This window comes from Ectopseudomonas composti (assembly GCF_001567565.1).
In the GTDB taxonomy this organism is placed as follows: Bacteria; Pseudomonadota; Gammaproteobacteria; order Pseudomonadales; family Pseudomonadaceae; genus Aquipseudomonas; species Aquipseudomonas composti_A.
In genome coordinates this window covers 116,477-137,763 of record NZ_LSSW01000021.1, presented here as the reverse complement: position 1 = coordinate 137,763, position 21,287 = coordinate 116,477, and the positions used below count along the sequence as shown (strand labels likewise).

Here is a 21,287-nt window from a genome sequence, read left to right as displayed (position 1 = left end):
TGTGCCATTCGCGGCTGAAGCCGCTCCTACCCATGCTTTGGCTCTCGGCGCTGTTTTCGGCCAGCCCCGCCTGGGCGGTGACGGTCACCAGTTGCGACCGCCAGGTGACCGTCGAGCAGCCGCCGCAGCGCGCGGTCAGCCATGACGTGAACATGACCGCCATGCTCCTGGCGCTGGGCCTGAAAGAGCGTATGGCCGGCTACACCGGCATCAGCGGCTGGAAGACCCTCGATCCGAGCATGCGTGAGCAGTTGGGCGGTCTGCCCGAGTTGGCGGCGCGCTACCCGTCGCTGGAGAACCTGCTGGACGCCGGCACCGACTTCGTCTTCGCCGGCTGGAACTACGGCATGCGCATCGGTGGTGAGGTCACGCCGGCCAGCCTGGAGCGCTTCGGCATTCCTGTGTACGAGCTGAGCGAGTCCTGCGCGCATGTCATGCCGGGCCGCGTCGCCAGCCTCGATGACGTCTACACCGATCTGCGCAACCTGGGCCGCATCTTCGCCGTCGAGGATCGCGCCGACGCGCTGGTGCAGGGCATGCAGGCGCGGGTCGCGGCGGTGCAGGCGCGCCTGGGCGAGCAACCGTCGCGGCCACGGGTGTTCGTCTACGATAGTGGCGAAGACCTGCCTTTCAGTGCCGGTCGGCAGGGCATGCCGCAACCGCTGATCGTGGCGGCCGGCGGGCGCAACGTCACGGACGGTGTGGCCGGCAGCTGGATCAAGGTGGGCTGGGAGTCGGTGGTCGAGGAAGATCCCGAGGTCATCCTGATCGTCGACTACGGCGAGCGCACGGCGGCGCAGAAGCGCGACTTCCTCCTCCAGCATCCGGCGCTGCAGGGCGTCACCGCAATCCGCGAGCAGCGCTTCGTGGTGCTGCCCTACCTGGCGGTCACCCCGAGCCTGGACAACGCCGCCGCCATCGAGACGCTGGCTGCCGCGCTGCACCCCGAGGCCTTCGCCCGGTGAGTCGCTATCGCCTGTTGTTGCTTGGGCTGGCCGTGTTGCTGGCGCTGTCCTGCGCCTGGTCGCTGGGTTTCGGTGCGGCGCAGGTGCCGCTCGAGCGCGTGCTGGCGATCCTCGGCCAACACCTGTTCGGCATGGTGCCCGAGACGGCGCCGAGCGCCGGTCAGGACAGCATCGTCTGGCAACTGCGCGCGCCACGGGTGCTGCTCGGCGCGCTGGTCGGCGCCGGGCTGGCGCTGGTCGGTACGGCGCTGCAGGCGGTGACGCGCAACCCGCTGGCCGACCCGCATCTGCTCGGCGTCAGCTCCGGCGCGGCCTTCGGTGCGGTGATCGTGGTGCTCTATCTGGGTGAATTCGCCGGCCTGCTCAGCCTGCCGCTGGCGGCCTTCGTCGGTGCGCTGGCGAGCATGCTGCTGGTGCTGGCCATCGCCAGCCGGGGCGGGCGGCTGGAGAGCGACCGCCTGCTGCTGGCCGGGGTGGCGGTGTCCTTCGTGATGATGGCGGCGAGCAATCTGCTGCTGTACCTGGGCAACCCGCACGCCGCCAGCTCGGTACTGTTCTGGATGCTCGGCGGCCTTGGCCTGGCGCGCTGGGAGCTGCTCTGGCTGCCGGCGCTGTGCCTGGCGCTGGCCATGACCCTGTTGCTGGGCCTGGGTCGCGCGCTGAACGCGCTGATGGCCGGCGAGCAGAGCGCGGTCAGCCTTGGCCTGGAGCCTCGGCGGGTGCGCCTGCTGGTGTTCGTGGTGGTGTCCTTGCTCACCGGCGTGCTGGTGTCGCTGTCCGGTGCCATCGGTTTCGTCGGCCTGATGCTGCCGCACGTGGCGCGCTTTCTGGTCGGTGCCGAGCACCGCCGCGTGTTGCCGGTGGCGGCGCTGCTCGGGGCCCTGTTCCTGGTCTGGGTCGACGTCGCCGCGCGCACCTGGCTGGCGCCGCAGGATCTGCCCATCGGCATCGTCACCGCCGCCATCGGCGGGGTGTTCTTCGTCGCGTTGCTGCGGCGCCGCTGAGTCGATATTTTTTTTCAGTCCGGTTGTAACGCCCGTTCACCTCGTCGCTCTAGTTCAATGCCGGCACGCAAAACACCTTAGCCCGGCTAACCCAGATCACCCGAGGATACGCACATGACCATGAAATCCACCGCTGCTGGTGCCGCCATCGCTTTCGCTGCCGCTGCCATGTTCGCTGGCATGTCCGGCACTGTCGTCGCCGCCGAAGAAGCCCAGGTGCATTGCTACGGCGTTACATCCTGCAAAGGCCAGAACGACTGCAAGACCGCCGAGAACAGCTGCAAAGGTCAGGCTGTCTGCAAGGGCCACGGCTTCAAGGCCATGACCAAGGCCGAGTGCGATGCAGCAGGCGGTACTGTCGGCGAGTAATCGAGCCGGGGCAGCCGCCTGGCGGTTGCCCCGCATCAGCGAGCGAGGCGCGAGCGATGAATGCTCAACGCGGCAATCTGGGTTTCGGCCTGGGTTTGCGCAGTACCTACTACCAGGTCATTCTCGAACAGCAGCCGGCGATCGACTGGTTCGAGATCGTCTCGGAAAATTATTTGGTAGCGGGCGGCAAGGCCCTCTACTTCCTCGATGCCATCGGCGAACAATACCCGCTGGTGATGCATGGCGTGTCGCTGTCGATTGGCGGCCCGCATGAGCTGGACCGCGACTACCTGCGCCAGCTCAAGCAGCTGGCCGCGCGCGTCCAGCCGGCGTGGATCTCCGATCACCTGTGCTGGAGCCAGGGCAATGCCCACCAGCTGCATGACCTGTTGCCGCTGCCCTACACCGAGGAGAGCCTGCAGCACGTGGCCGCGCGGGTGCGCCAGGTGCAGGACGTGATCGAGCGACCGCTGGTGCTGGAAAACGTCTCCAGCTATCTGCGCTGCGCCGATGATCAGTTCAGCGAATGGCAGTTCCTCGCCGCGCTCAGCGAACTGAGCGGCTGCGAGCTGTTGCTGGACGTCAACAATGTGTATGTCAGTGCACGCAACCATGATTTCGATGCCTGGACCTTTATCAGCAGCCTGCCCAGGCAGCGCATCCGTCAGCTGCATCTGGCAGGCCACAGTGATTACGGCAACTACCTGATCGACACTCATGATCAGCCGGTCAGCGACCCGGTCTGGCAGCTCTATCAACGTACACTGCAGCACCTTGGGCCGGTGTCTACGCTGCTCGAACGCGATGATCATTTCCCCGACCTGGACGTGCTGCTCGACGAGCTGAATAGCGCGCGCCGGTTTGCCGCCGAAGCGCTGCAAGGAACCGCCCGATGAGCCTGAGAGACTGGCAGGCGCAGGTGCAGGCCTACCTGCTGAACCCCGATGCCCAGCCCAGCCCGGCTCTGCGCGCCAGCCTGCTGGGCAGCGCCGCGCTGAGTGCCGAACAGGGTCTGGCGATTTACCACAACGCCTACCGCGCACGCTTGCTGGAAGCCTTGCGTGGCGACTATCCGGCAGTGCATAGCTGGCTGGGTGACGAGGAATTCGACGCCCTGGCGCTGGCCTACATCGACGCACACCCCTCGCAGCACTTCAGCCTGCGCTGGCTCGGCGCCGAGCTGGCGGCGTTCATCGATGGTCACCTGATTCCTGCGCAGGCCGCGCCGCTCAGCGAGCTGGCGCGGCTGGAGTGGGCCTTCACCCTGGCCTTCGATGCGCCCGAGGGCCAGCCGCTGAGCCTGACGCAGATGGCCGAACTGCCCGCCGAGGCGTGGCCGAATCTGCAGGTGCGCCTGCTGCCGAGTGTGCAGTGGCTGGTGTGTCGGCATAACAGCCTGGCGCTCTGGCGCGCCTGCAAGGAGCAGGACGACTTCCCCGGCAGCCAGCCGCTGGGGCAGGCGCAGACCTGCCTGATCTGGCGTGAGCATCTGATCACCCGCTATCGCAGTCTGGCCGCCGACGAAGCGGCGGCGTTGCAGGGCATGGCCGTACAGGGCTGGTGCTTTGCCGAGTTGTGCGCAGAACTGGCGCATCTGGGCGAACAGGCGCCGGTTCAGGCCGTGAGCTGGTTGCGCCAGTGGCTGGCTGACGGCCTGTTGCAGCGGGTCGATGGCGTTCTGCCCTGACGCCGGCTGACGCACTTCACAGCGCATCCAGGCGCGCCCGCGCTACCCCCTCACCGCTAGTCGCCAGAATCGAACTTGGGCACATTGTTCCGGTCATCCGCTTGAAGTTCGTTTCACCTGACCAGGAGGGATGACCATGCGCGCGCAACTGCCTACTGCACTTCGTGACCTGCAGCTACCGCTGCGCCTGAAACTGTGGGACGGCAAGCAGCTCGATCTGGGGCCGCAACCGCGCGTGACGCTGGTGGTGAAGGACCCCAGCCTGGTCACCCAACTGGCTCACCCCAGCCTGGATGCATTGGGCGCCGCCTATGTCGAAGGCCGCGTCGACCTGGAAGGCCCCATCGAGGCCGCTATCGAAGTGGGCGATGCGCTGAGCACCGCGCTGCTGGGCGACGACTCTGCGCCCTCGGAGCCTTACAGCGCGCACGACAAGCGCAGCGACGCCGAGGCCATCAGTTACCACTACGACCTGTCCAACGAGTTCTACCGGCTGTGGCTGGATCGCGACATGGTTTACTCCTGTGCCTATTTCGAAAGCGGAAAGGAAACCCTGGATCAGGCCCAGCAGGCGAAGATGCGCCACCTGTGCCGCAAGCTGCGCCTGCAGCCGGGTGACAGGCTGCTCGACGTCGGTTGCGGCTGGGGCGGCCTGGCGCGTTTCGCCGCGCGCGAGTTCGACGTCGAGGTCTACGGCATCACCCTCAGCCAGGCGCAGCTGGAGCTGGGACTGCAGCGTGTGGCCGAAGAGGATATGGAGGCGCGTGTGACCCTGGAGCTGCTCGACTACCGCGACCTGCCGCAGGATGGCCGCTTCGACAAGGTGGTCAGCGTCGGCATGTTCGAGCACGTTGGCCACGCCAACCTGGCGCTGTATTGCCAGCGCCTGTTCGGCGCGGCCAGGCCCGGTGGCCTGGTGCTGAACCACGGCATCACCTCACGCTTCACCGATGGCCGCCCGGTCGGTCGTGGCGCCGGCGAGTTCATCGACCGCTACGTGTTTCCCCAGGGTGAGCTGCCGCACCTGGTGACCATCAGCAAGGCGATCAGCGAGGCCGGGCTGGAGATCGTCGACGTGGAGAGCCTGCGCCTGCACTACGCGCGCACCCTGCAGCTGTGGAGCGAGGGTCTGGAGCGGCAACTGCACAAGGCTGCGCAATGGGTGCCGGAAAAATCCCTGCGTATCTGGCGTCTGTATCTGGCAGGTTGTGCCTACGGCTTCCAGCATGGCTGGATGAACCTGCATCAGATCCTGGCGGTGAAGCCCTACCAGGATGGGCATCATGACCTGCCCTGGACGCGCGCCGACCTTTACCCATGATGGAGTAACATGCGCCTCGTCTTGATTTCGCGAGCCGCCCATGACCCTGCTGCAGCGCCCCCGCTATCGCCACCGCGTTCTGCTTACCGTTCTGGCGATTGCCGCCGGCTTGCTGGTAAGCCTGTGGCTGGGCGGGCGCTATGCCGAGCAGCGGGCCTGGGACGAGCGCAGCGTTGAGGCGCGCGGGCAGCTGCAGCTGTATGCCCAATCCATTCGCACGCTGGTCGAACGCTTCAGTTCGGTGCCCGAAGTGCTGGCGCTGGACAGCGACATCCGCAGCCTGCTGCGCGCACCGGATGATCGTCAGCTGCGCCAGGCGCTGAACCAGCGCCTGGAGCGCCTCAATGCTGCGGCTGGCTCCACCGTGCTGTACCTGCTCGATGCCCGTGGCGAAACCCTGGTGGCGAGCAACTGGCGCGACTGGAGCAGCTTCGTCGGCAACAACTACGCCTTCCGTCCGTACTTCCAGAACGCCTTGCGTGATGGTGGGGCGCGTTACTTCGCCGTGGGTGTGACCACCGGTATTCCCGGCTACTTCCTGTCGCACGCGGTGCGCGATGACAAGGGCGAGCTGCTCGGCGTGCTGGTGGTCAAGCTGGAGCTGGAAGACCTGCAGCGCGAATGGGTCAGCCAGCCAGGTGTACTAATGGTCGCCGATAGCTACGGGGTGGTGATCCTCAGCAACAGGCCGATCTGGCGTTTCCGCGCCCTGCAGCCGCTCGACGAGCAGGCGCGAGCGGAGCTGGTGGAGGTGCGCCGCTACGCCGAGCAGGCGCTGCAGCCACTGGCCCATCAGGTGTATCGACAGATCGATGCCGATGCGGACTGGGCGCGGTTCGATGGCCCGGACGGCATTCGCGACTATCTCTGGCAGCGCATGTACATGCCCGAAGAAGGCTGGACCCTGCATCTGCTCAGCGAGCCGGTCGGCCTGGCCGATAGTGTGCGCAGTTATCGCCTGGCTGCTGGCGGGCTGTGGATGACCTTCGCCTTCCTGCTGCTGTTTCTCGCCCAGCGGCGCAAGAACCAGCGCTTGCAGGCGGGTATCCGCGAGCGTCTGGAGCGCGAAGTGGCGCTGCGCACGGCCGAGTTGCGCGAGGCCCAGGATGGCCTGGTGCATGCTGCCAAGATGGCCGCACTGGGGCAGATGTCGGCGGCCCTGGCGCATGAGATCAACCAGCCGCTGACCGCCCTGCAGATGCAACTCGGCAGCTTGCGTCTGCTGGCGGACAGCGGCAGGCCGGAAGCGGTGCGCGAGGGGCTGCAGCGTATCGACGGTCTGCTGCAGCGCATGGCCGCGCTGACCAGCCACCTGAAGACCTTCGCGCGCAAGACCCCGGCCGGCCTCAGCGAGCGCCTGTGTCTGAGCGACGTACTGGAGCAGGCCCTGCAGTTGCTGGCGCCGCGCATGCGCAGCGAGCAGGTCGAGCTACGCACGCAGATCGACGCTGAGGCGGAAGTGCTCGGCGATGCCATTCGCATCGAACAGGTGATCCTCAACCTGCTGCACAACGCGCTCGATGCCATGGCCGACAGCGAGCCGCGCATCCTGCAGGTCCGCATCTATCGTGAAGACGATGGCTGCCTGCTGTGCGTCGAGGACAGCGGTGGTGGCATTGCCGAGGAAACCCTCGGCCGCGTGTTCGAACCCTTCTTCACCACCAAACCGGTGGGGCAGGGGCTGGGGCTCGGGCTGGCGGTGTCCTACGGTATCGTGCGTGATCTGGGCGGCAGCCTGGAGGCGCACAATGGCCAGCTGGGCGCGGTATTCACCCTGCGTCTGCCGGCTGCGCCCTGATACCCGTGGCCTGGGGTGGATGATGCTTCACCCATCCACCGATGGCCTCCAGGCTTGGTGGATGAAAACAGCGTCATCCACCCTACGACCAGGGTTTGCAGGCTCGGCCATCGCGGCCAAAGCCGCTCCTACGGGTTCTCATCCCTGGGTTGCGGGTGGTCTCAGCAGATTGCATCCGGGCTACACTGCCTGCCGTTTTCATCAGGAGGTGCCATGAGCGCTCAGGTCATAGTGGTCGACGACGAAGCGGCGATTCGCGAGGCAGTCCAGCAGTGGCTGGAGCTGTCCGGCTTCACGGTGCGCACCTGCGCCAGCGCTGTCGAAGCCCTGGCCGTGGTCGACCGCGACTTCCCCGGTATCGTCGTCAGCGATGTGCGCATGCCCGGCAGTGACGGGCTGCAACTGCTCGACAAGCTGCTGCAGATCGACAGCGACCTGCCGGTGATCCTGGTGACCGGCCACGGCGACGTACCCATGGCGGTGCAGGCGCTGCGTCAGGGCGCCTATGACTTCATCGAGAAACCCTTCACCCCCGAGCGCCTGCTCGACAGCGTGCGCCGTGCCCTGGACAAGCGTCGCCTGGTCTGTGAGAACCGCCAGCTGCGCCGGCAGGTGGCCGACAAGGGCCGCATCGAGAGCCAGTTGATCGGTATTTCCCGGCCGATGGAAAACCTGCGGCGGCAGATCCTCGAACTGGCCGGCACCTCGGTCAACGTGCTGATCCGCGGCGAAACCGGTAGCGGCAAGGAGCGCGTAGCGCGCAGCCTGCACGACTTCAGCCCGCGAGCGAGCAAGGCCTTCGCCGCGCTGAACTGCGCGGCGATCCCCGAGACCATCTTCGAGAGCGAGCTGTTCGGCCATGAGAGCGGCGCCTTCACCGGGGCCCAGGCCAAGCGTATCGGCCGTATCGAGCACGCCGACGGCGGCACCCTGTTCCTCGACGAGGTGGAGAGCCTGCCGCTGGCGCAGCAGGTCAAGCTGCTGCGCGTGCTGCAGGAAAAGACTCTGGAGCGCCTCGGTTCGAACAAGAGCATCCAGGTCGATCTGCGGGTCATCAGCGCGGCCAAGCCGGACCTGCTCGACGAGGTCCGGGCCGGGCGTTTCCGCGAGGACCTGGTGTACCGCCTCAACGTCGCCACCCTGCACATTCCGCCGCTGCGCGAGCGGCGCGAGGACATTCCGCTGCTGTTCGAGCACTTCGCCCACGAGGCCGCGCAGCGTCATGGTCGCGAAGCGCCGCCGCTGGCGCCGAGCGAACTGGCGCGACTGCTCGGGCATGACTGGCCAGGCAACGTGCGCGAGCTGATCAACGCGGCCGAGCGTCATGCCCTGGGCCTGTCCAGCCCGCCACCGGCCGAGCGTTTCGCCGGCCAGGCGCTGGCGCAGCAGATGGAGGCCTTCGAGGCGCAATGCCTGCACAACGCCTTGCTGCACTGCCAGGGCAACATCACCGCGGTAATGGAAATGCTGCAGCTGCCGCGCCGCACCCTCAACGAGAAGATGCAGCGTCACGGCCTGGCGCGCGGTGATTATCTGCCGGGCGGCGAGGAGTAGCGGGCGTAGCCTGCGGGCTGGCGAGCAGTCGTAGCCCGGATGCAATCCGGCGGCTGGTGTCGCACTGACTTTCCGCTTTGCATCCGGGGCACTCGATAAGCGGATTTTTGCTTATGCCTGTGCGAGGGTAAGCGGTTTCTTGCTCAGTGACCCATCAGTCTTACAGGCCGATCCCTCTATCTCGGGCGTTTCAGCCTCTGGCACGGCATCTGCTATGTCCGTTGTAGCCGCGCAGCATCTTGCCGACGTGGCGACCATAACAACGACAAGAGGTCAGCCCCATGAATCACCATGCCCCTCGCGCCCTGACGCACTCGCTACCGTGCATGGGTCGCCTCCCTTCCGCGCCCGCCGCGGCTCTTGTCCATCGCTGCACCCAGCGCTGCTGATCGCGCAACGCTGACGACGCCTCGTTGGCGTCGTCTAGAGTGAAACTCTGCATAAAGCCATAACAACGACGGAGATACTTCCATGCGACTGACCAAGAAAATCAGCCTGTTTGCCGCTGCTGCGGCCATTACTGCCAGCACCGCCGTGCTCGCTGCGCCGACCTTCATCAACGTGCTCACTGGCGGTACCAGTGGCGTGTACTACCCGATTGGCGTGGCCCTGTCGCAGCTGTACAGCAACGGCATCGAAGGCTCCAAGACCTCGGTCCAGGCGACCAAGGCCTCGGTGGAAAACCTCAACCTGCTGCAGGCGGGTCGTGGTGAGCTGGCCTTCGCCCTCGGCGACTCGGTGGCCGATGCCTGGAATGGCGTGGAAGACGCGGGCTTCAAGGCGCCGCTGAAGAAGCTGCGGGCCATCGCCGGTACCTACCCGAACTACATCCAGATCGTGGCCAACGCCGAATCCGGCATCAAGACCCTGGAAGACCTCAAGGGCAAGCGTATCTCCGTCGGCGCGCCGAAGTCCGGCACCGAGCTCAACGCCCGCGCCATCTTCAAAGCCGCTGGCCTGAGCTACGAGGACATGGGCAAGGTCGAGTTCCTGCCGTACGCCGAGTCGGTCGAGCTGATCAAGAACCGTCAGCTGGACGCTACCCTGCAGTCCTCCGGCCTGGGCATGGCGGCCATCCGCGACCTGGCTTCGACCATGAAGATCAGCTTCGTCTCGATCCCGGCCGACGTGACCGCGAAGATCGACAACGCTGCCTACCAGGCCGCCACCATCCCGGCCGGCACCTATGACGGCCAGGACGCTGACGTGCCCACCGTTGCCATCACCAACATCCTGGTCAGCCATGAAGGCGTTTCCGACGACGTGGCCTACCAGATGACCAAGCTGATGTTTGACAACCTCGACCGCCTGGGCACCGCTCACTCCGCGGCCAAGGACATCAAGCTGGAAACCGCCACCAAGAACCTGCCGATCCCGCTGCACCCGGGTGCCGAGCGCTTCTACAAGGAAGCCGGCGTACTGTAATGCCGGCTCGGGCCGCGACATGGGTCGCGGCCTGATCGCTCTGCATCCACGCCGACCTTGCTTTTGTAGGCGCGGCTTCAGCCGCGATGTTCGCGAGCAGATCGCGGCTGAAGCCGCTCCTGCAGCGCAAAGACCGGAATGGGCCGTAGCCCCCAGAATCGCGAATAAAACCGGCGCCTGCGGGCGGTGGGTTTTGTTGGCGACTCTGTCAACGCAATCGAAGTAGTCATGAGGTTTGCACTCCATGAGTGAACAAAACAACGGTCTTGCCGCCAGTCCGTCCGACTGGCCCAAGGCGCTCTTTGCCGTCGCGCTGCTGTTTTCCATCTTCCAGATCGCCACTGCGGCCTTTCACCCGGTGTCGACCCAGGTGCTGCGTGCGGTGCACGTCGGCTTTCTGCTGCTGCTGGTGTTCATCAGCTTCCCGGCACTTGGCAAAGGCCGGCCTTGGCAGCCGCTGGCCTGGCTGCTGGGCCTGGCGGGCATGGCCACGGCCATCTACCAGTGGTATTTCGAGGCGGACCTGATCCAGCGCTCCGGTGACCTGACCAGCAGCGACATGATCATCGGCCTGACCCTGATCGTGCTGGTGTTCGAAGCCGCGCGCCGGGTCATGGGCATCGCCCTGCCGATCATCTGCGCGCTGTTCCTCGCCTACGGCATGCTTGGCCCTTACCTGCCGGGCGAGCTCATGCACCGCGGCTATGGCATCGACCAGATCGTCAACCAGTTGTCGTTCGGTACCGAGGGTCTGTACGGCACCCCGACTTACGTGTCGGCGACCTACATCTTCCTGTTTATCCTGTTCGGCGCCTTCCTCGAGCAGGCCGGGATGATCAAGCTGTTCACCGACTTCGCCATGGGCCTGTTCGGCCACAAGGTCGGCGGCCCGGCCAAGGTCTCGGTGGTGTCCTCGGCGCTGATGGGCACCATCACCGGCTCCGGTGTGGCCAACGTGGTCACCACCGGCCAGTTCACCATCCCGCTGATGAAGCGTTTCGGCTACCGTCCGGCGTTCGCCGGTGGGGTCGAGGCGACCTCGTCGATGGGCAGCCAGATCATGCCGCCGATCATGGGCGCCGTGGCCTTCATCATGGCCGAGACCATCAACGTGCCGTTCTTCGAGGTGGCCAAGGCCGCGCTGATTCCGGCGCTGCTGTACTTCGGCTCGGTGTTCTGGATGGTCCACCTAGAGGCCAAGCGCGCTAACCTGCGCGGCCTGCCCAAGGACGAATGCCCGAACCCGTGGAAGGCCGTGCGTGAGCGCTGGTTCCTGCTGATTCCGCTGTTCATCCTCATCTACCTGCTGTTCTCCGGGCGCACTCCGCTGTTCTCCGGTACCGTCGGCCTGGCCCTGACCGCCATGGTCATCCTCGGTTCGGCGATCATCCTGCGGGTGTCGTCGAAGGCCATGCGCTTCGCCTTCTGGATTGCCCTGGGCGTGCTCTGCGCCGGCTTCTTCCAGCTCGGTATCGGCGTGGTGTTCGGCGTTATCGCCCTGCTGGTGGCCGCGTGCTGGTTCGTCAAGGGCGGTCGCGACACCCTGACCCTGTGCCTGCATGCGCTGGTCGAAGGTGCGCGGCATGCCGTACCGGTCGGTATCGCCTGCGCCCTGGTCGGGGTGATCATCGGCGTGGTGTCGCTGACCGGGGTGGCCTCCACCTTCGCCGGCTACATCCTCTCCATCGGCCAGGACAACCTGTTCCTGTCGCTGGTGCTGACCATGCTCACCTGCCTGGTGCTGGGCATGGGTATCCCGACCATCCCCAACTACATCATTACCAGCTCGATCGCCGCACCGGCGCTGCTGGAGCTGGGTGTGCCGCTGATCGTCTCGCACATGTTCGTCTTCTACTTCGGCATCATGGCCGACCTCACGCCGCCGGTGGCGCTGGCCTGCTTCGCAGCCGCGCCAATCGCCAAGGAGCGGGGGCTGAAGATCAGCCTGTGGGCGGTGCGTATCGCCGTGGCCGGTTTCGTCGTGCCGTTCATGGCGGTGTATTCGCCGGCGCTGATGCTGCAGGGCGCTAGCCTGCTGGCCACTGTCTACGTCGGCTTCAAGGCGATGCTGGCCATCGGTATCTGGGGTGTGGTGTTCACCGGTTACCTGCAGGCCAAGCTGACCTGGTGGGAGCGCATTCTGGGTCTGGCCGCGGGTGCCAGCCTGATTCTCGCCACCCCGATCAGTGACGAAGTCGGCTTCGCCCTCAGCGCCATCTTCATCGCTCAGCACTTCTGGCGTGCCCGTCGCGCCCAGGCTGCAACGGCGTGATCGGCCTGTGCCTGGGCTTGGCCGGGGCGGTATGGGCAGAGCTGCCCACACCGGCCTTCACCCTGGCCTGGACCCACACCATCGAGAAGATCCGCTGGGAAGAGGATTACCGCGTCACCGCCGAGGGCCTGGTCCTTGGTGAGGCGCGGGTCAAGGGTTCCGGCGCCGGAATGGAGATTCCCGACGGCGCCGAACTGCGCAATGGCAGCTGGCACTACCAGCGTCAGCTACCGCCTTTGCAACCTCTGCGAGTCGGGCGTACGCCCGAAGCCGGGGACTACCAAGTGTGTATCGACCAGCGTTGTCGCCCGATGAGCGACTGGCTCGGCCCGCCAAAAGCGAGCCAGCCGGCGCTGGAACTCTGGAGCTGTGAGCTGAGCGCCCCCGCGGCCGACGCGGGCTAGGTTCACCAGAAAAGTGGACCCAGGCTTCCGGCGCCACAAGTGCCGGATGAAAAGAAGGAAACCCCCATGTGGCGCGAGCCTGTGGGGGTTTTGTTCGTCTGCGGCCTGCTAGGCTAGGCGAACCCCCATCCAGGAGATTCGCCATGCACCCTATCTTGCGCTCCGTTATCCCAGTTGCCTTGTGCCTGTCGCCCATCATGGCCAGCGCCCTGGATATCCAACCTGGCGTCTGGGAGGTCAGCTCGCACAACATGCAGGTTGGCGGCCAGGCCATGCCGGGTATGGAGCAAATGATGGCGCAACTGCAGAACCTGCCGCCGGAACAACGCCAGATGATGGAGAGCATGATGGCCGAGCAGGGCATCAAGCTCGGTGCTGGTGGCGTGCAGATGTGCCTCACCGCCGAGCAGATCAAGGCCCAGGAAATCCCCTTGCACGACCCCGATTCAGGCTGCAGCAACGAAATCCTCGAACGCAGCGCGACACTGTGGAAATTCCGCTTCAGCTGCCCGGATGCGCAGGGTGAAGGGGAGACCCGCTTCGTCAGTGACAAGGAGTTCACCACCCAGGTCAAAGGCACCTACAAGGGTCAGCCGAGCAGCATGGAAAGCCGAGCCCGTTGGGTCGGGGCGGATTGTGGGGCTCTCAAAAGAAACTGAGATGCATCCGAAGATGTGAATTATTCGTATTGACGCAAGGGAGTCCTGCTGCGAGACTTTTGTCGCTAATTATTTGCATTTGCACTTAGTAAATGCCTGCCAGTGAGGCACTCAGCTGCGAAGGGACTATCTGCGGCTATCGACAGCGCATCAGGAGTACGTCCCTTGTTCAGCAGAAGAACCCACCTGGCCGTGGCGATTGCGGCCGCCTGCAGTTTCAATCATGCCTTAGCCGATGAGCGGGAGCAGCTCGAGCTCGATGCCCAGACCGTGGTCGGCGATAGTGCGGCGGCCGAGGTCGACAGCTACAAATCCACGCCCAGCAGTGCTGCGACCAAGCTCGACCTGACCCCGCGGCAGACGCCGCAGTCGATTTCGACCCTGAGCGGCGCCCAACTGCGCGACTTCAAGCTCAGCAGCGTCAACGATGCGCTCAAGGCCGTGCCGGGCGTGCAGGTGCAGGAGGTCGAGACGGATCGCACCTACTACACCGCGCGCGGCTTCGACATCACCAACTTCCAGTACGACGGCATCGCCGTGCCCTTCGTCTATGGCAACGTCGAGGGCGATCTGGACACCGCCATGTACGAGCGGGTGGAAGTCATACGCGGCGCCAATGGCCTGATGTCCGGCACCGGCAACCCCTCGGCGACGGTCAACTTCGTGCGCAAGCGGCCAACCTTGGCACCACAGGCGCGCGTCGATCTGACAGCCGGTTCCTGGGACAAGCGCCGCATCGACACCGATGTCTCCGGTGCGCTGACCGATGCCGGCAACATCCGTGGCCGCGTGGTGTATGCCAACGAAAACAAGAACTCCTACCTCGACCGCTACTCGCGTGAGAAGAACGTCTTCCATGGGGTGCTGGAGTTCGATCTGGATGAGCGCACGCTCTTCACCCTCGGCCACACCCTGCAGACCAGTGATGCCAACTCGCCGATGTGGGGGGCACTGCCGCTGGTCTATCAGGACGGCGGTAAAACCGACTATTCGCGCTCTACCAGCACCTCCACCGATTGGGCCTACTGGGACAACAAGGAAAATCGCAGCTTCGCCGAGCTTGCCCACACCTTTGACAACGGCTGGCAGGCCAAGGCCGTGCTCACCCGTGTCGAGAAGAAGAGCGATGGCTCGATGTTCTACATCTACGGCACGCCGAACCGCCAGACCGGTGCCGGGCTGTATTCCTATCCGTCCGAATACAACGAAAAGAACACCCAGTTGATTGCCGATCTGCAGGCCAGTGGTCCTTTCAATCTGGGCGGTCGTCAGCATGAAGCGACCTTCGGCGGCAGCTGGTCGCGCTCCGAGCTGAAGGATCTGTCCTGGTACGACTCCAGTACCGGCACCATGCTGCCGCCGCTGGAGCAGTGGACCGGCAATTACCCCAAGCCGCGTAACGACAACGGCAGCAACGGCAGTGACTTCACCGACCGCATGAACAGCGTCTATGGGGCGGCACGCTGGAGCCTGACCGACGATTTGAGCCTGATCACTGGTGCTCGTGTGGTCGACGTGAAGAGTGACGGCACCAATTACGGCCTGGCCAAGTCATCGCAGAACAGCGGCAAGGTGGTGCCCTACGCCGGCGTCGTTTACGACATCACCGATCAGTACTCGGTCTATGCCAGCTATACCGAGATTTTCGATCCGCAGACCAAGACCAATGCCGGCGGCTCACGCCTGGCCCCGGTCGAGGGGGTGAACTACGAAGCCGGGATCAAGGGCGAGCTGTTCGACGACAAGGTCAACGTATCCCTGGCGGTGTTCCGTACCGAGCAGGACAACTTCGCCGAGCAGGCCGGCATGAGAGGTTCGGTTGCCTACTACCGCGCCATTGAAGGCCTGACCAGCGAAGGCTATGAGCTGGAGTTCTCTGGCGAGCCACTGGACGGCCTGCAGCTCAGCGCCGGCTACACCTTCGTCGACATCACCAATGCCGACGGCGGGCATGGCGTGACCTATTCGCCCAAGCACATGATCAAGACCGCCGCGACCTACCGCATACCGGGGATGGACAAGCTCAAGGTCGGCGCCGCCGTGCGTTGGCAGGACGATATCAAGATCGCCGTGCCACTGACGGCCGACGACGGCCGCACCTCGATCGGTAGCGCCGACGCCAAGCAGAAGGCCTACGCCGTGGTCGACCTGATGGCCAGCTACGACATCGACCCGAACTGGAGCGTGTCGGCCAACCTCAACAACCTCACCGACGAGAAGTACCTGACCAGCCTTTACTGGAGCCAGGCCTACTACGGTGCTCCACGTAACCTCAGTGCGACCCTGACCTGGAAATACTGATCACCAGGGCCGCCCGCGAGGGCGGCCCTGTTCGTCGACGAGAGAATTCGATGCGCCCGATTCTGGTACTGCTGCACCGCTGGTGCGGCCTGTTCATCGCCCTGTTCCTGTTCACCGCCGGCTTGACCGGCGCTGTCATTTCCTGGGATCACGAACTGGACGAGTGGCTCAACCCGCACCTGTTCGATGCGCAACGCGCAGGGCCGGCGCAGGACCCGCTGCAGCTGGTGGATGCTCTGGAAGCACGCGACCCGCGCCTGCAGGTGAGCTTCATGCCGTTGGCGCTGGAGCCTGGTCATGCGCTGGGTATCTTCGTCGATCCACGTATCGATCCGGCCACCGGCAAGGCCTTTGATCTGAGTTTCAATCAACTTGGCATCGATCCGGTCAGCGGTGATGTCCAGGGGCAGCGCGAGTGGGGGGCGATTTCCCTGAGCCGGGAGAACCTGCTGCCGTTTCTCTACAAGCTGCATTACAGCCTGCATATCCCCGATGGCTTTGGTATCGAGCTGGGCGTGCTGCTGTTCGGCATCGTCGCCATCGTCTGGTGCCTCGATTGCCTGGTCGCGCTGTGGCTGTCGTTCCCCAATCTGCGCAGCTGGCGCAAGTCGTTCGCCTTTCGCTGGCGCCAGGGTGGCTACAAGCTCAACTTCGACCTGCACCGCTCCGGTGGCGTGTGGATCTGGCTGCTGCTGCTGATCCTGGCGGTTACCTCGGTATCGATGAACCTCGAACGCCAGGTGGTGCGGCCGTTGGTGGAGCTGTTCTCGCCGCTGACACCGAGCCCCTTCGCCAGCCGCACGCCGGTGACGCTGGACACGCAGATCGTGCCGCAGATCGACCGTCGCCAGGCCATCGCCATTGCCGATGCCGAAGCGCGGCGGCTGGGCTGGCAGGCACCGGCGGCTGCGCTGTTCCATTCGGCCGAATTCGGCGTCTATGGCGTCGGCTTCTACGAGCTGGGCGATGACCACGGTGAGGCCGGTCTGGGCAACCCCTGGCTCTATGTCGATAGCCGCAGTGGCGAACTGGCTGGCGCGCATGTGCCGGGTACTGGCAGCGCCGGTGATATCTTCCTGCAGGCGCAGTTCCCCCTGCATTCCGGGCGCATCATCGGCCTGCCGGGGCGGATTCTGGTGTCGTTGCTGGGGCTGGCCGTTGCCGGTCTGTCGCTCACCGGCGTGGTGATCTGGGCCAGGAAGCGCCGCTCGCGTGTGCTCGCCGAGCAGCGTCTGCGTTGCGCTTCACAAGCCGTGGCGTAAACGAAGTTCGGCGACCTGATCGGCGCGTTCTTCGAGGAAGCGGTTGAACGCCTCGATCAGCTGCGGATGGCGGATGCTCGACAGGTAGTAGTGGTCTTGCACATGCGGCAGCGAGGGGTCGTACACCAGGCTGTCTGGCGCCATGTGCATCTGCCTCAGTTGATGCGCCACGACCTTGGGGTTGAGGTAGACGGCGTCGACGCGGTCGCTGCTGGCCATGCGCAGCAGTGATTCGATCTGGTTGGCCTGGATCAGGCGAATGCGCCCGGCGCGGATGTCCGGTAGGTAGGGCCAGGGCGTGAAGCCATTCTGCGTACCGAGCAGTTCGATACGTTGCAGGTCCTGGCCGAGGCGCTGCGGCTTCAGCAGAATCCCGTCGATATAGGGCGCTGCCGGATGGCTGTAGTGGATGTCATAGCCGGCTTTCTGATCGGCGTTCCATTGCGGGTGATCGGGAAACTTGAGGTCGACCCGGCCCGAGAGGAAATCACTGAGCAGGCGCCGAACCGGCAGCGGCGTGTAGACGAAGCGATAGCCGTACTCGGCGGCGAAGGCGTCCAGCAGGTCGCGGGCGTAGCCGCGGTACTCGCCGCTCTCCACATCGGAGTAGGGCTGGTAGGGCTGCAGTTCGACGCCGACACGAATCTCTTCCTGCGCCGCGGCAGGCAGAGCGATCAGGCAGAGCAGCAGGGCGAAGCATCTGGTCATGGCAGGCTGGATCTCGCTGACAGCTAACAGCGGCTGGCCCCCTAACCATAGCCGTGCCTCAGAGAATCGGCGAGATCAGGCGCGCCACGCGCATGCCCAGTTGCTGCAGACGGTGCAGATTGCGCCGGTCGGCGTTGACCAACTCGCGTGAGCGGCTGAAGTCGTCTTCCAGCATGGCGGCGACCCGGGCATTGAAACCCTCGTCGAAGGTCAGCAGGCTGACTTCGAAATTCAGGCGGAAGGAGCGATTGTCCAGGTTGGCGCTGCCCAGCATGCTGGCGTCATGGTCGATCAGCAGGGCCTTCTGGTGCAGGAAGCCCGGCTGGTAGCGAAAGACGCGCACACCAGCGCGCAGGGCTTCGAAGGCATACAGGCTGGAGGCGGCGTAGACGATGCGATGGTCGGGGCGCGCCGGCAGCAGCAGGCGCACGTCGACGCCGCGCATCACCGCCAGGCGCAAGGCGGCGAACAGGGCTTCGTCGGGGACGAAGTAGGGGCTGCTCAGCCAGACCCGCTCACGCGCCGCATGCAGAGCCTCGACGAACAGCAGCGAGCAGGTTTCCTGCGGGTCGGCCGGGCCGCTGGCGACCACCTGGCAGAGCAGGCCGGGTTCGTCCTGCTTGCTCGGCATCAGCAGCGGTGGCAATCGCTTGCAGGCCCAGTACCAGTCCTCGGCGAAGGCTTCCTGCAGGCTCGCCACCACCGGCCCGCGCACTTCCACATGGGTGTCGCGCCAGGGCGCCAGGGGCGGCTTCTGCCCGAGGTATTCGATGCCGACGTTGAGCCCGCCGAGAAAACCGATCTCGCCGTCGACCACGACGATCTTGCGGTGGTTGCGAAAATTCAGCTGGAAGCGGTTGAACAACCCGGAACGAGTGGGGAAGGCATGCACCTCTACGCCGCCGCGGCGCAGGTGGTCGATGTAGGCGCGGGGCAGCGAGTGGCTGCCGACGCCGTCGTACAGCACATGCACCCGAACGCCGGCGGCCGCACGCTCCAGCAGCACGTCGCGCAGGCGCTGGCCGAGGGCGTCGTCGCGGATGATGAAAAACTGCAGCAGAATCACCTGCTGCGCGCTGGCCAGTGCCTTGAGGATCGCGGTGAAGGTGGCCTCGCCGTCGATCAGCAACTCGACGCGGTTGCCGGTCAGGCCAGGCAGATGCGACAGGCGGGGCAGGGCGCGGAGGCGGTTGTAGGCGGGCGACAGATGGGCAGCCTTGGCTTCCTCGACCCAGGGGCGCCAGTCCTGCTCGGTCATCGCCAGGCGCATTTCCTGATCGGCCTGGCGCCGCGCCTTGACGTAGGCGTCGAAGCGGCTGCGCCCGAACACCAGATACGGCAGCAGTGTCAGGTAAGGCATGAAGAACAGCGACAGGCCCCAGGCCAGCGCGCCCTGGGCGGTGCGCACGGTCAGCACGGCGTGGATCGCGGCCACCACGCCGAGGCTGTGAATGGTGGCGATCAGGTAGGCGAACAGATGGGGAATGCCGAAATCCGCGAGCATGCAGGGTCTTCCTTTGTACGGGCCGTGTGCTAGTGACTACGACGGTGGCAGAGCGTTGTACGTTCATCCTGCCACGGTGTTTCGTGGCGTGGCAGTACCGGGCAGATTGCCACCTTCTGGGGAATTATTCGGGCTTTTCATGTGTCTGTGGAGCCGAGTGAACGGAATTCATGTGTTACCTTTTCCAGTACGGCTCGCTTGGGAGGCCTCTGAAGACCGGATGATTTTCAGGGCTGCCTGTGTGGGGCGTCACTTAATAAGAGGAGGGCATCTGTCCTGTTCACGCTCGTCTAGCGAGTCAACGCATCAAGGAGCACGCCAAGATATGGGAAACGTCCCTTCGAATGAAACGACCCCGCCATCCGCAGCGGAAACCCACGAGGGCATCCCGGCGCCGACCGGTGAAGCCAATCTGATCGATACCGATTACGTCATCGGCCAGGACAACATCAAAGGCCAGTTCATCTTCTCGCTGGATATCCACGGCAAGGTCTTCACCATCTCCGCGCTGGTTGCGGTGATCTTCGTGATCCTCGCCCTGGCTCTGCAGAATCAGGTCGAACCGCTGTTCAGTGGTGTGCGCGACTGGCTGACCCACCACATGGCCTGGTTCTTCATCGGCGCCGCCAACATTTTCGTCCTGCTCAGCCTGGGCCTGATCGTCTCGCCGCTGGGCAGGGTGCGTCTGGGCGGCAAGGATGCCACCCCCGATTACACCTACATGGGCTGGTTCTCCATGCTCTTCGCTGCCGGTATGGGCATCGGCCTGATGTTCTACGGCGTCTCCGAGCCGATGTCGCATTACAGCTCGGCGATGGGCGGCATCAGCGTCGGGGCGGATGGTGTGCGTACCGACTGGGCACCACTGGGTGGCGCCGCAGGCAACGCCGAGGAAGCGGTGCGCCTGGGCATGGCCGCGACCATCTTCCACTGGGGTCTGCACCCCTGGGCGATCTACGCCATCGTCGCCCTGGCACTGGCGCTGTTCTCGTTCAACAAGGGCCTGCCGCTGTCGATCCGTTCGATTTTCTACCCGATCCTCGGCGAGCGCGTGTGGGGCTGGCCCGGGCATATCGTCGACATTCTCGCGGTGTTCGCCACCCTGTTCGGTCTGGTCACCTCGCTCGGTCTGGGCGCCGAACAGGCGGCTGCCGGGGTGGAGTACCTGTTCGGCATTCCGGCCACGGATACCACCAAGGTACTGTTGATCATCGCCATCACCATGATCGCCTTGGCCTCGGTCGTCGCCGGCCTGGACAAGGGGGTCAAGCGCCTGTCGGAGATCAACATGGGCCTGGCCATGGCTCTGTTGCTGTTCGTCATCATCGCCGGGCCGACTCTGGTGATCTTCACCGACTTCTTCAAGAACCTCGGCGCATACCTGCAGTACCTGCCGGCGCTGGCCAATCCGGTTGGTCGTGAGGACGTCAACTTCAGCCAGGGCTGGACGGCCTTCTACTGGGCCTGGTGGATCAGCTGGTCGCCGTTCGTGGGCATGTTCATCGCGCGCGTCAGCCGTGGCCGTACCGTGCGTGAGTTCCTCACGGCCGTGCTGCTGGTGCCGTCGCTGGTGTCGGTGCTGTGGATGACCGCCTTCGGGGGTACCGCCATCAACCAGCTGCTGGTCGATGGTTTCACCGGTGCGCAGAACGCCGGCCTGGAACTGAAGCTGTTCAGCATGCTCGGTGAAATGCCGCTGACCAGCATCACCTCGTTCATCGGCATCGTGCTGGTGGTGGTGTTCTTCATCACCTCGTCGGACTCCGGCTCGCTGGTGATCGACACCATCACCGCTGGCGGCAAGGTCAATGCGCCGGTACCGCAGCGCGTGTTCTGGGCCAGCATCGAGGGCGTCATCGCCATTGCCCTGCTGCTCGGCGGCGGCCTGGTGGCGCTGCAGGCGATGGCCGTGTCGACCGGGTTGCCGTTCACCATCGTGCTGCTGGTGGGCTGTATTTCCATCGTCAAGGGGCTGATGAGCGAGCCTCGATGAAGCTCGCTGCACACCACTGAAAAGAGCGCGCCCATCGGCGCGCTTTTTCATTCCTGCCTTG

At 64.9% G+C, this 21,287-nt stretch carries 17 protein-coding genes; 15 read left to right on the top strand and 2 right to left on the bottom strand.

Annotated elements, in window-relative coordinates:
* Positions 1 to 32 precede the first annotated feature (32 nt).
* From PCLY_RS07950 to PCLY_RS07885, 14 genes are all read left to right on the top strand, one after another.
* On the top strand, positions 33 to 965 hold the full coding sequence (locus PCLY_RS07950; RefSeq protein ID WP_156458573.1) for an ABC transporter substrate-binding protein: 933 nt from the start codon (positions 33 to 35) through the stop codon (positions 963 to 965).
* Positions 962 to 1,969: a FecCD family ABC transporter permease gene (locus PCLY_RS07945; protein WP_061238755.1), complete on the top strand. Its 1,008-nt coding sequence runs from the start codon at positions 962 to 964 to the stop codon at positions 1,967 to 1,969. The genes PCLY_RS07950 and PCLY_RS07945 overlap by 4 nt, the downstream gene beginning before the upstream one ends.
* 114 nt (positions 1,970 to 2,083) lie before the next feature.
* Complete coding sequence (gene bufA2, locus PCLY_RS07940) at positions 2,084 to 2,338, top strand: BufA2 family periplasmic bufferin-type metallophore (RefSeq protein WP_061238754.1); 255 nt, start codon at positions 2,084 to 2,086, stop codon at positions 2,336 to 2,338.
* A 56-nt stretch (positions 2,339 to 2,394) separates the two neighbouring features.
* A complete protein-coding gene (gene bufB, locus PCLY_RS07935; protein WP_061238753.1) occupies positions 2,395 to 3,234 on the top strand; it encodes an MNIO family bufferin maturase in 840 nt (279 codons plus the stop codon).
* Entirely contained in the window at positions 3,231 to 4,025 is a 795-nt protein-coding gene (locus PCLY_RS07930) for an HvfC/BufC N-terminal domain-containing protein (protein WP_061238752.1), read from the top strand. The genes bufB and PCLY_RS07930 overlap by 4 nt, the downstream gene beginning before the upstream one ends.
* Before the next feature lie 136 nt (positions 4,026 to 4,161).
* Complete coding sequence (cfaB, locus tag PCLY_RS07925) at positions 4,162 to 5,346, top strand: C17 cyclopropane fatty acid synthase CfaB (RefSeq protein ID WP_061238751.1); 1,185 nt, start codon at positions 4,162 to 4,164, stop codon at positions 5,344 to 5,346.
* Between the two features lie 40 nt (positions 5,347 to 5,386).
* A complete protein-coding gene (locus tag PCLY_RS07920) occupies positions 5,387 to 7,144 on the top strand; it encodes a sensor histidine kinase (protein ID WP_061238750.1) in 1,758 nt (585 codons plus the stop codon).
* A gap of 213 nt (positions 7,145 to 7,357) precedes the next feature.
* Complete coding sequence (locus PCLY_RS07915; RefSeq protein WP_061238749.1) at positions 7,358 to 8,698, top strand: sigma-54-dependent transcriptional regulator; 1,341 nt, start codon at positions 7,358 to 7,360, stop codon at positions 8,696 to 8,698.
* Positions 8,699 to 9,169: 471 nt separating this feature from the next.
* Positions 9,170 to 10,123: a TAXI family TRAP transporter solute-binding subunit gene (locus PCLY_RS07910; RefSeq protein WP_061238748.1), complete on the top strand. Its 954-nt coding sequence runs from the start codon at positions 9,170 to 9,172 to the stop codon at positions 10,121 to 10,123.
* A 244-nt stretch (positions 10,124 to 10,367) separates the two neighbouring features.
* Entirely contained in the window at positions 10,368 to 12,395 is a 2,028-nt protein-coding gene (locus PCLY_RS07905) for a TRAP transporter permease (RefSeq protein ID WP_061238747.1), read from the top strand.
* Positions 12,392 to 12,799 carry a DUF1850 domain-containing protein gene (locus PCLY_RS07900; RefSeq protein ID WP_061238746.1) on the top strand — a complete coding sequence of 136 codons (408 nt, stop codon included), beginning with the start codon at positions 12,392 to 12,394 and terminating at the stop codon, positions 12,797 to 12,799. The genes PCLY_RS07905 and PCLY_RS07900 overlap by 4 nt, the downstream gene beginning before the upstream one ends.
* Positions 12,800 to 12,942: 143 nt before the next feature.
* Positions 12,943 to 13,458, top strand: a complete 516-nt coding sequence (locus PCLY_RS07895) for a DUF3617 domain-containing protein (protein ID WP_061238745.1) — start codon at positions 12,943 to 12,945, stop codon at positions 13,456 to 13,458.
* Between the two features lie 165 nt (positions 13,459 to 13,623).
* Positions 13,624 to 15,759, top strand: coding sequence for a TonB-dependent siderophore receptor (locus PCLY_RS07890; RefSeq protein WP_061238744.1), 2,136 nt, complete (start codon positions 13,624 to 13,626; stop codon positions 15,757 to 15,759).
* Positions 15,760 to 15,809: 50 nt separating this feature from the next.
* Positions 15,810 to 17,021 carry a PepSY-associated TM helix domain-containing protein gene (locus PCLY_RS07885; protein ID WP_061238743.1) on the top strand — a complete coding sequence of 404 codons (1,212 nt, stop codon included), beginning with the start codon at positions 15,810 to 15,812 and terminating at the stop codon, positions 17,019 to 17,021.
* Here the strand turns inward: PCLY_RS07885 and PCLY_RS07880 are convergent.
* Both PCLY_RS07880 and cls read right to left on the bottom strand, forming a co-directional pair.
* Entirely contained in the window at positions 17,004 to 17,729 is a 726-nt protein-coding gene (locus tag PCLY_RS07880) for a substrate-binding periplasmic protein (protein WP_061238742.1), read from the bottom strand. The genes PCLY_RS07885 and PCLY_RS07880 overlap by 18 nt on opposite strands.
* Before the next feature lie 58 nt (positions 17,730 to 17,787).
* Positions 17,788 to 19,233, bottom strand: a complete 1,446-nt coding sequence (gene cls, locus PCLY_RS07875; RefSeq protein ID WP_061238741.1) for a cardiolipin synthase — start codon at positions 19,231 to 19,233, stop codon at positions 17,788 to 17,790.
* Between the two features lie 325 nt (positions 19,234 to 19,558).
* Between cls and PCLY_RS07870 the strand changes: the two genes are divergently transcribed.
* Positions 19,559 to 21,226: a BCCT family transporter gene (locus PCLY_RS07870; RefSeq protein WP_061238740.1), complete on the top strand. Its 1,668-nt coding sequence runs from the start codon at positions 19,559 to 19,561 to the stop codon at positions 21,224 to 21,226.
* Positions 21,227 to 21,287: the final 61 nt, after the last annotated feature.

Excerpts from the sequence above, each read along its gene's own strand:
- bufB (WP_061238753.1), top strand. The coding sequence starts at position 2,395 with ATGAATGCTCAACGCGGCAATCTGGGTTTCGGCCTGGGTTTGCGCAGT.
- PCLY_RS07885 (WP_061238743.1), top strand. The coding sequence starts at position 15,810 with ATGCGCCCGATTCTGGTACTGCTGCACCGCTGGTGCGGCCTGTTCATC.
- cls (WP_061238741.1), bottom strand. The coding sequence starts at position 19,233 with ATGCTCGCGGATTTCGGCATTCCCCATCTGTTCGCCTACCTGATCGCC.
- PCLY_RS07950 (WP_156458573.1), top strand. The coding sequence starts at position 33 with ATGCTTTGGCTCTCGGCGCTGTTTTCGGCCAGCCCCGCCTGGGCGGTG.
- PCLY_RS07920 (WP_061238750.1), top strand. The coding sequence starts at position 5,387 with ATGACCCTGCTGCAGCGCCCCCGCTATCGCCACCGCGTTCTGCTTACC.
- PCLY_RS07870 (WP_061238740.1), top strand. The coding sequence starts at position 19,559 with ATGGGAAACGTCCCTTCGAATGAAACGACCCCGCCATCCGCAGCGGAA.
- PCLY_RS07910 (WP_061238748.1), top strand. The coding sequence starts at position 9,170 with ATGCGACTGACCAAGAAAATCAGCCTGTTTGCCGCTGCTGCGGCCATT.
- cfaB (WP_061238751.1), top strand. The coding sequence starts at position 4,162 with ATGCGCGCGCAACTGCCTACTGCACTTCGTGACCTGCAGCTACCGCTG.
- PCLY_RS07895 (WP_061238745.1), top strand. The coding sequence starts at position 12,943 with ATGCACCCTATCTTGCGCTCCGTTATCCCAGTTGCCTTGTGCCTGTCG.
- PCLY_RS07905 (WP_061238747.1), top strand. The coding sequence starts at position 10,368 with ATGAGTGAACAAAACAACGGTCTTGCCGCCAGTCCGTCCGACTGGCCC.
- PCLY_RS07930 (WP_061238752.1), top strand. The coding sequence starts at position 3,231 with ATGAGCCTGAGAGACTGGCAGGCGCAGGTGCAGGCCTACCTGCTGAAC.
- bufA2 (WP_061238754.1), top strand. The coding sequence starts at position 2,084 with ATGACCATGAAATCCACCGCTGCTGGTGCCGCCATCGCTTTCGCTGCC.
- PCLY_RS07880 (WP_061238742.1), bottom strand. The coding sequence starts at position 17,729 with ATGACCAGATGCTTCGCCCTGCTGCTCTGCCTGATCGCTCTGCCTGCC.
- PCLY_RS07915 (WP_061238749.1), top strand. The coding sequence starts at position 7,358 with ATGAGCGCTCAGGTCATAGTGGTCGACGACGAAGCGGCGATTCGCGAG.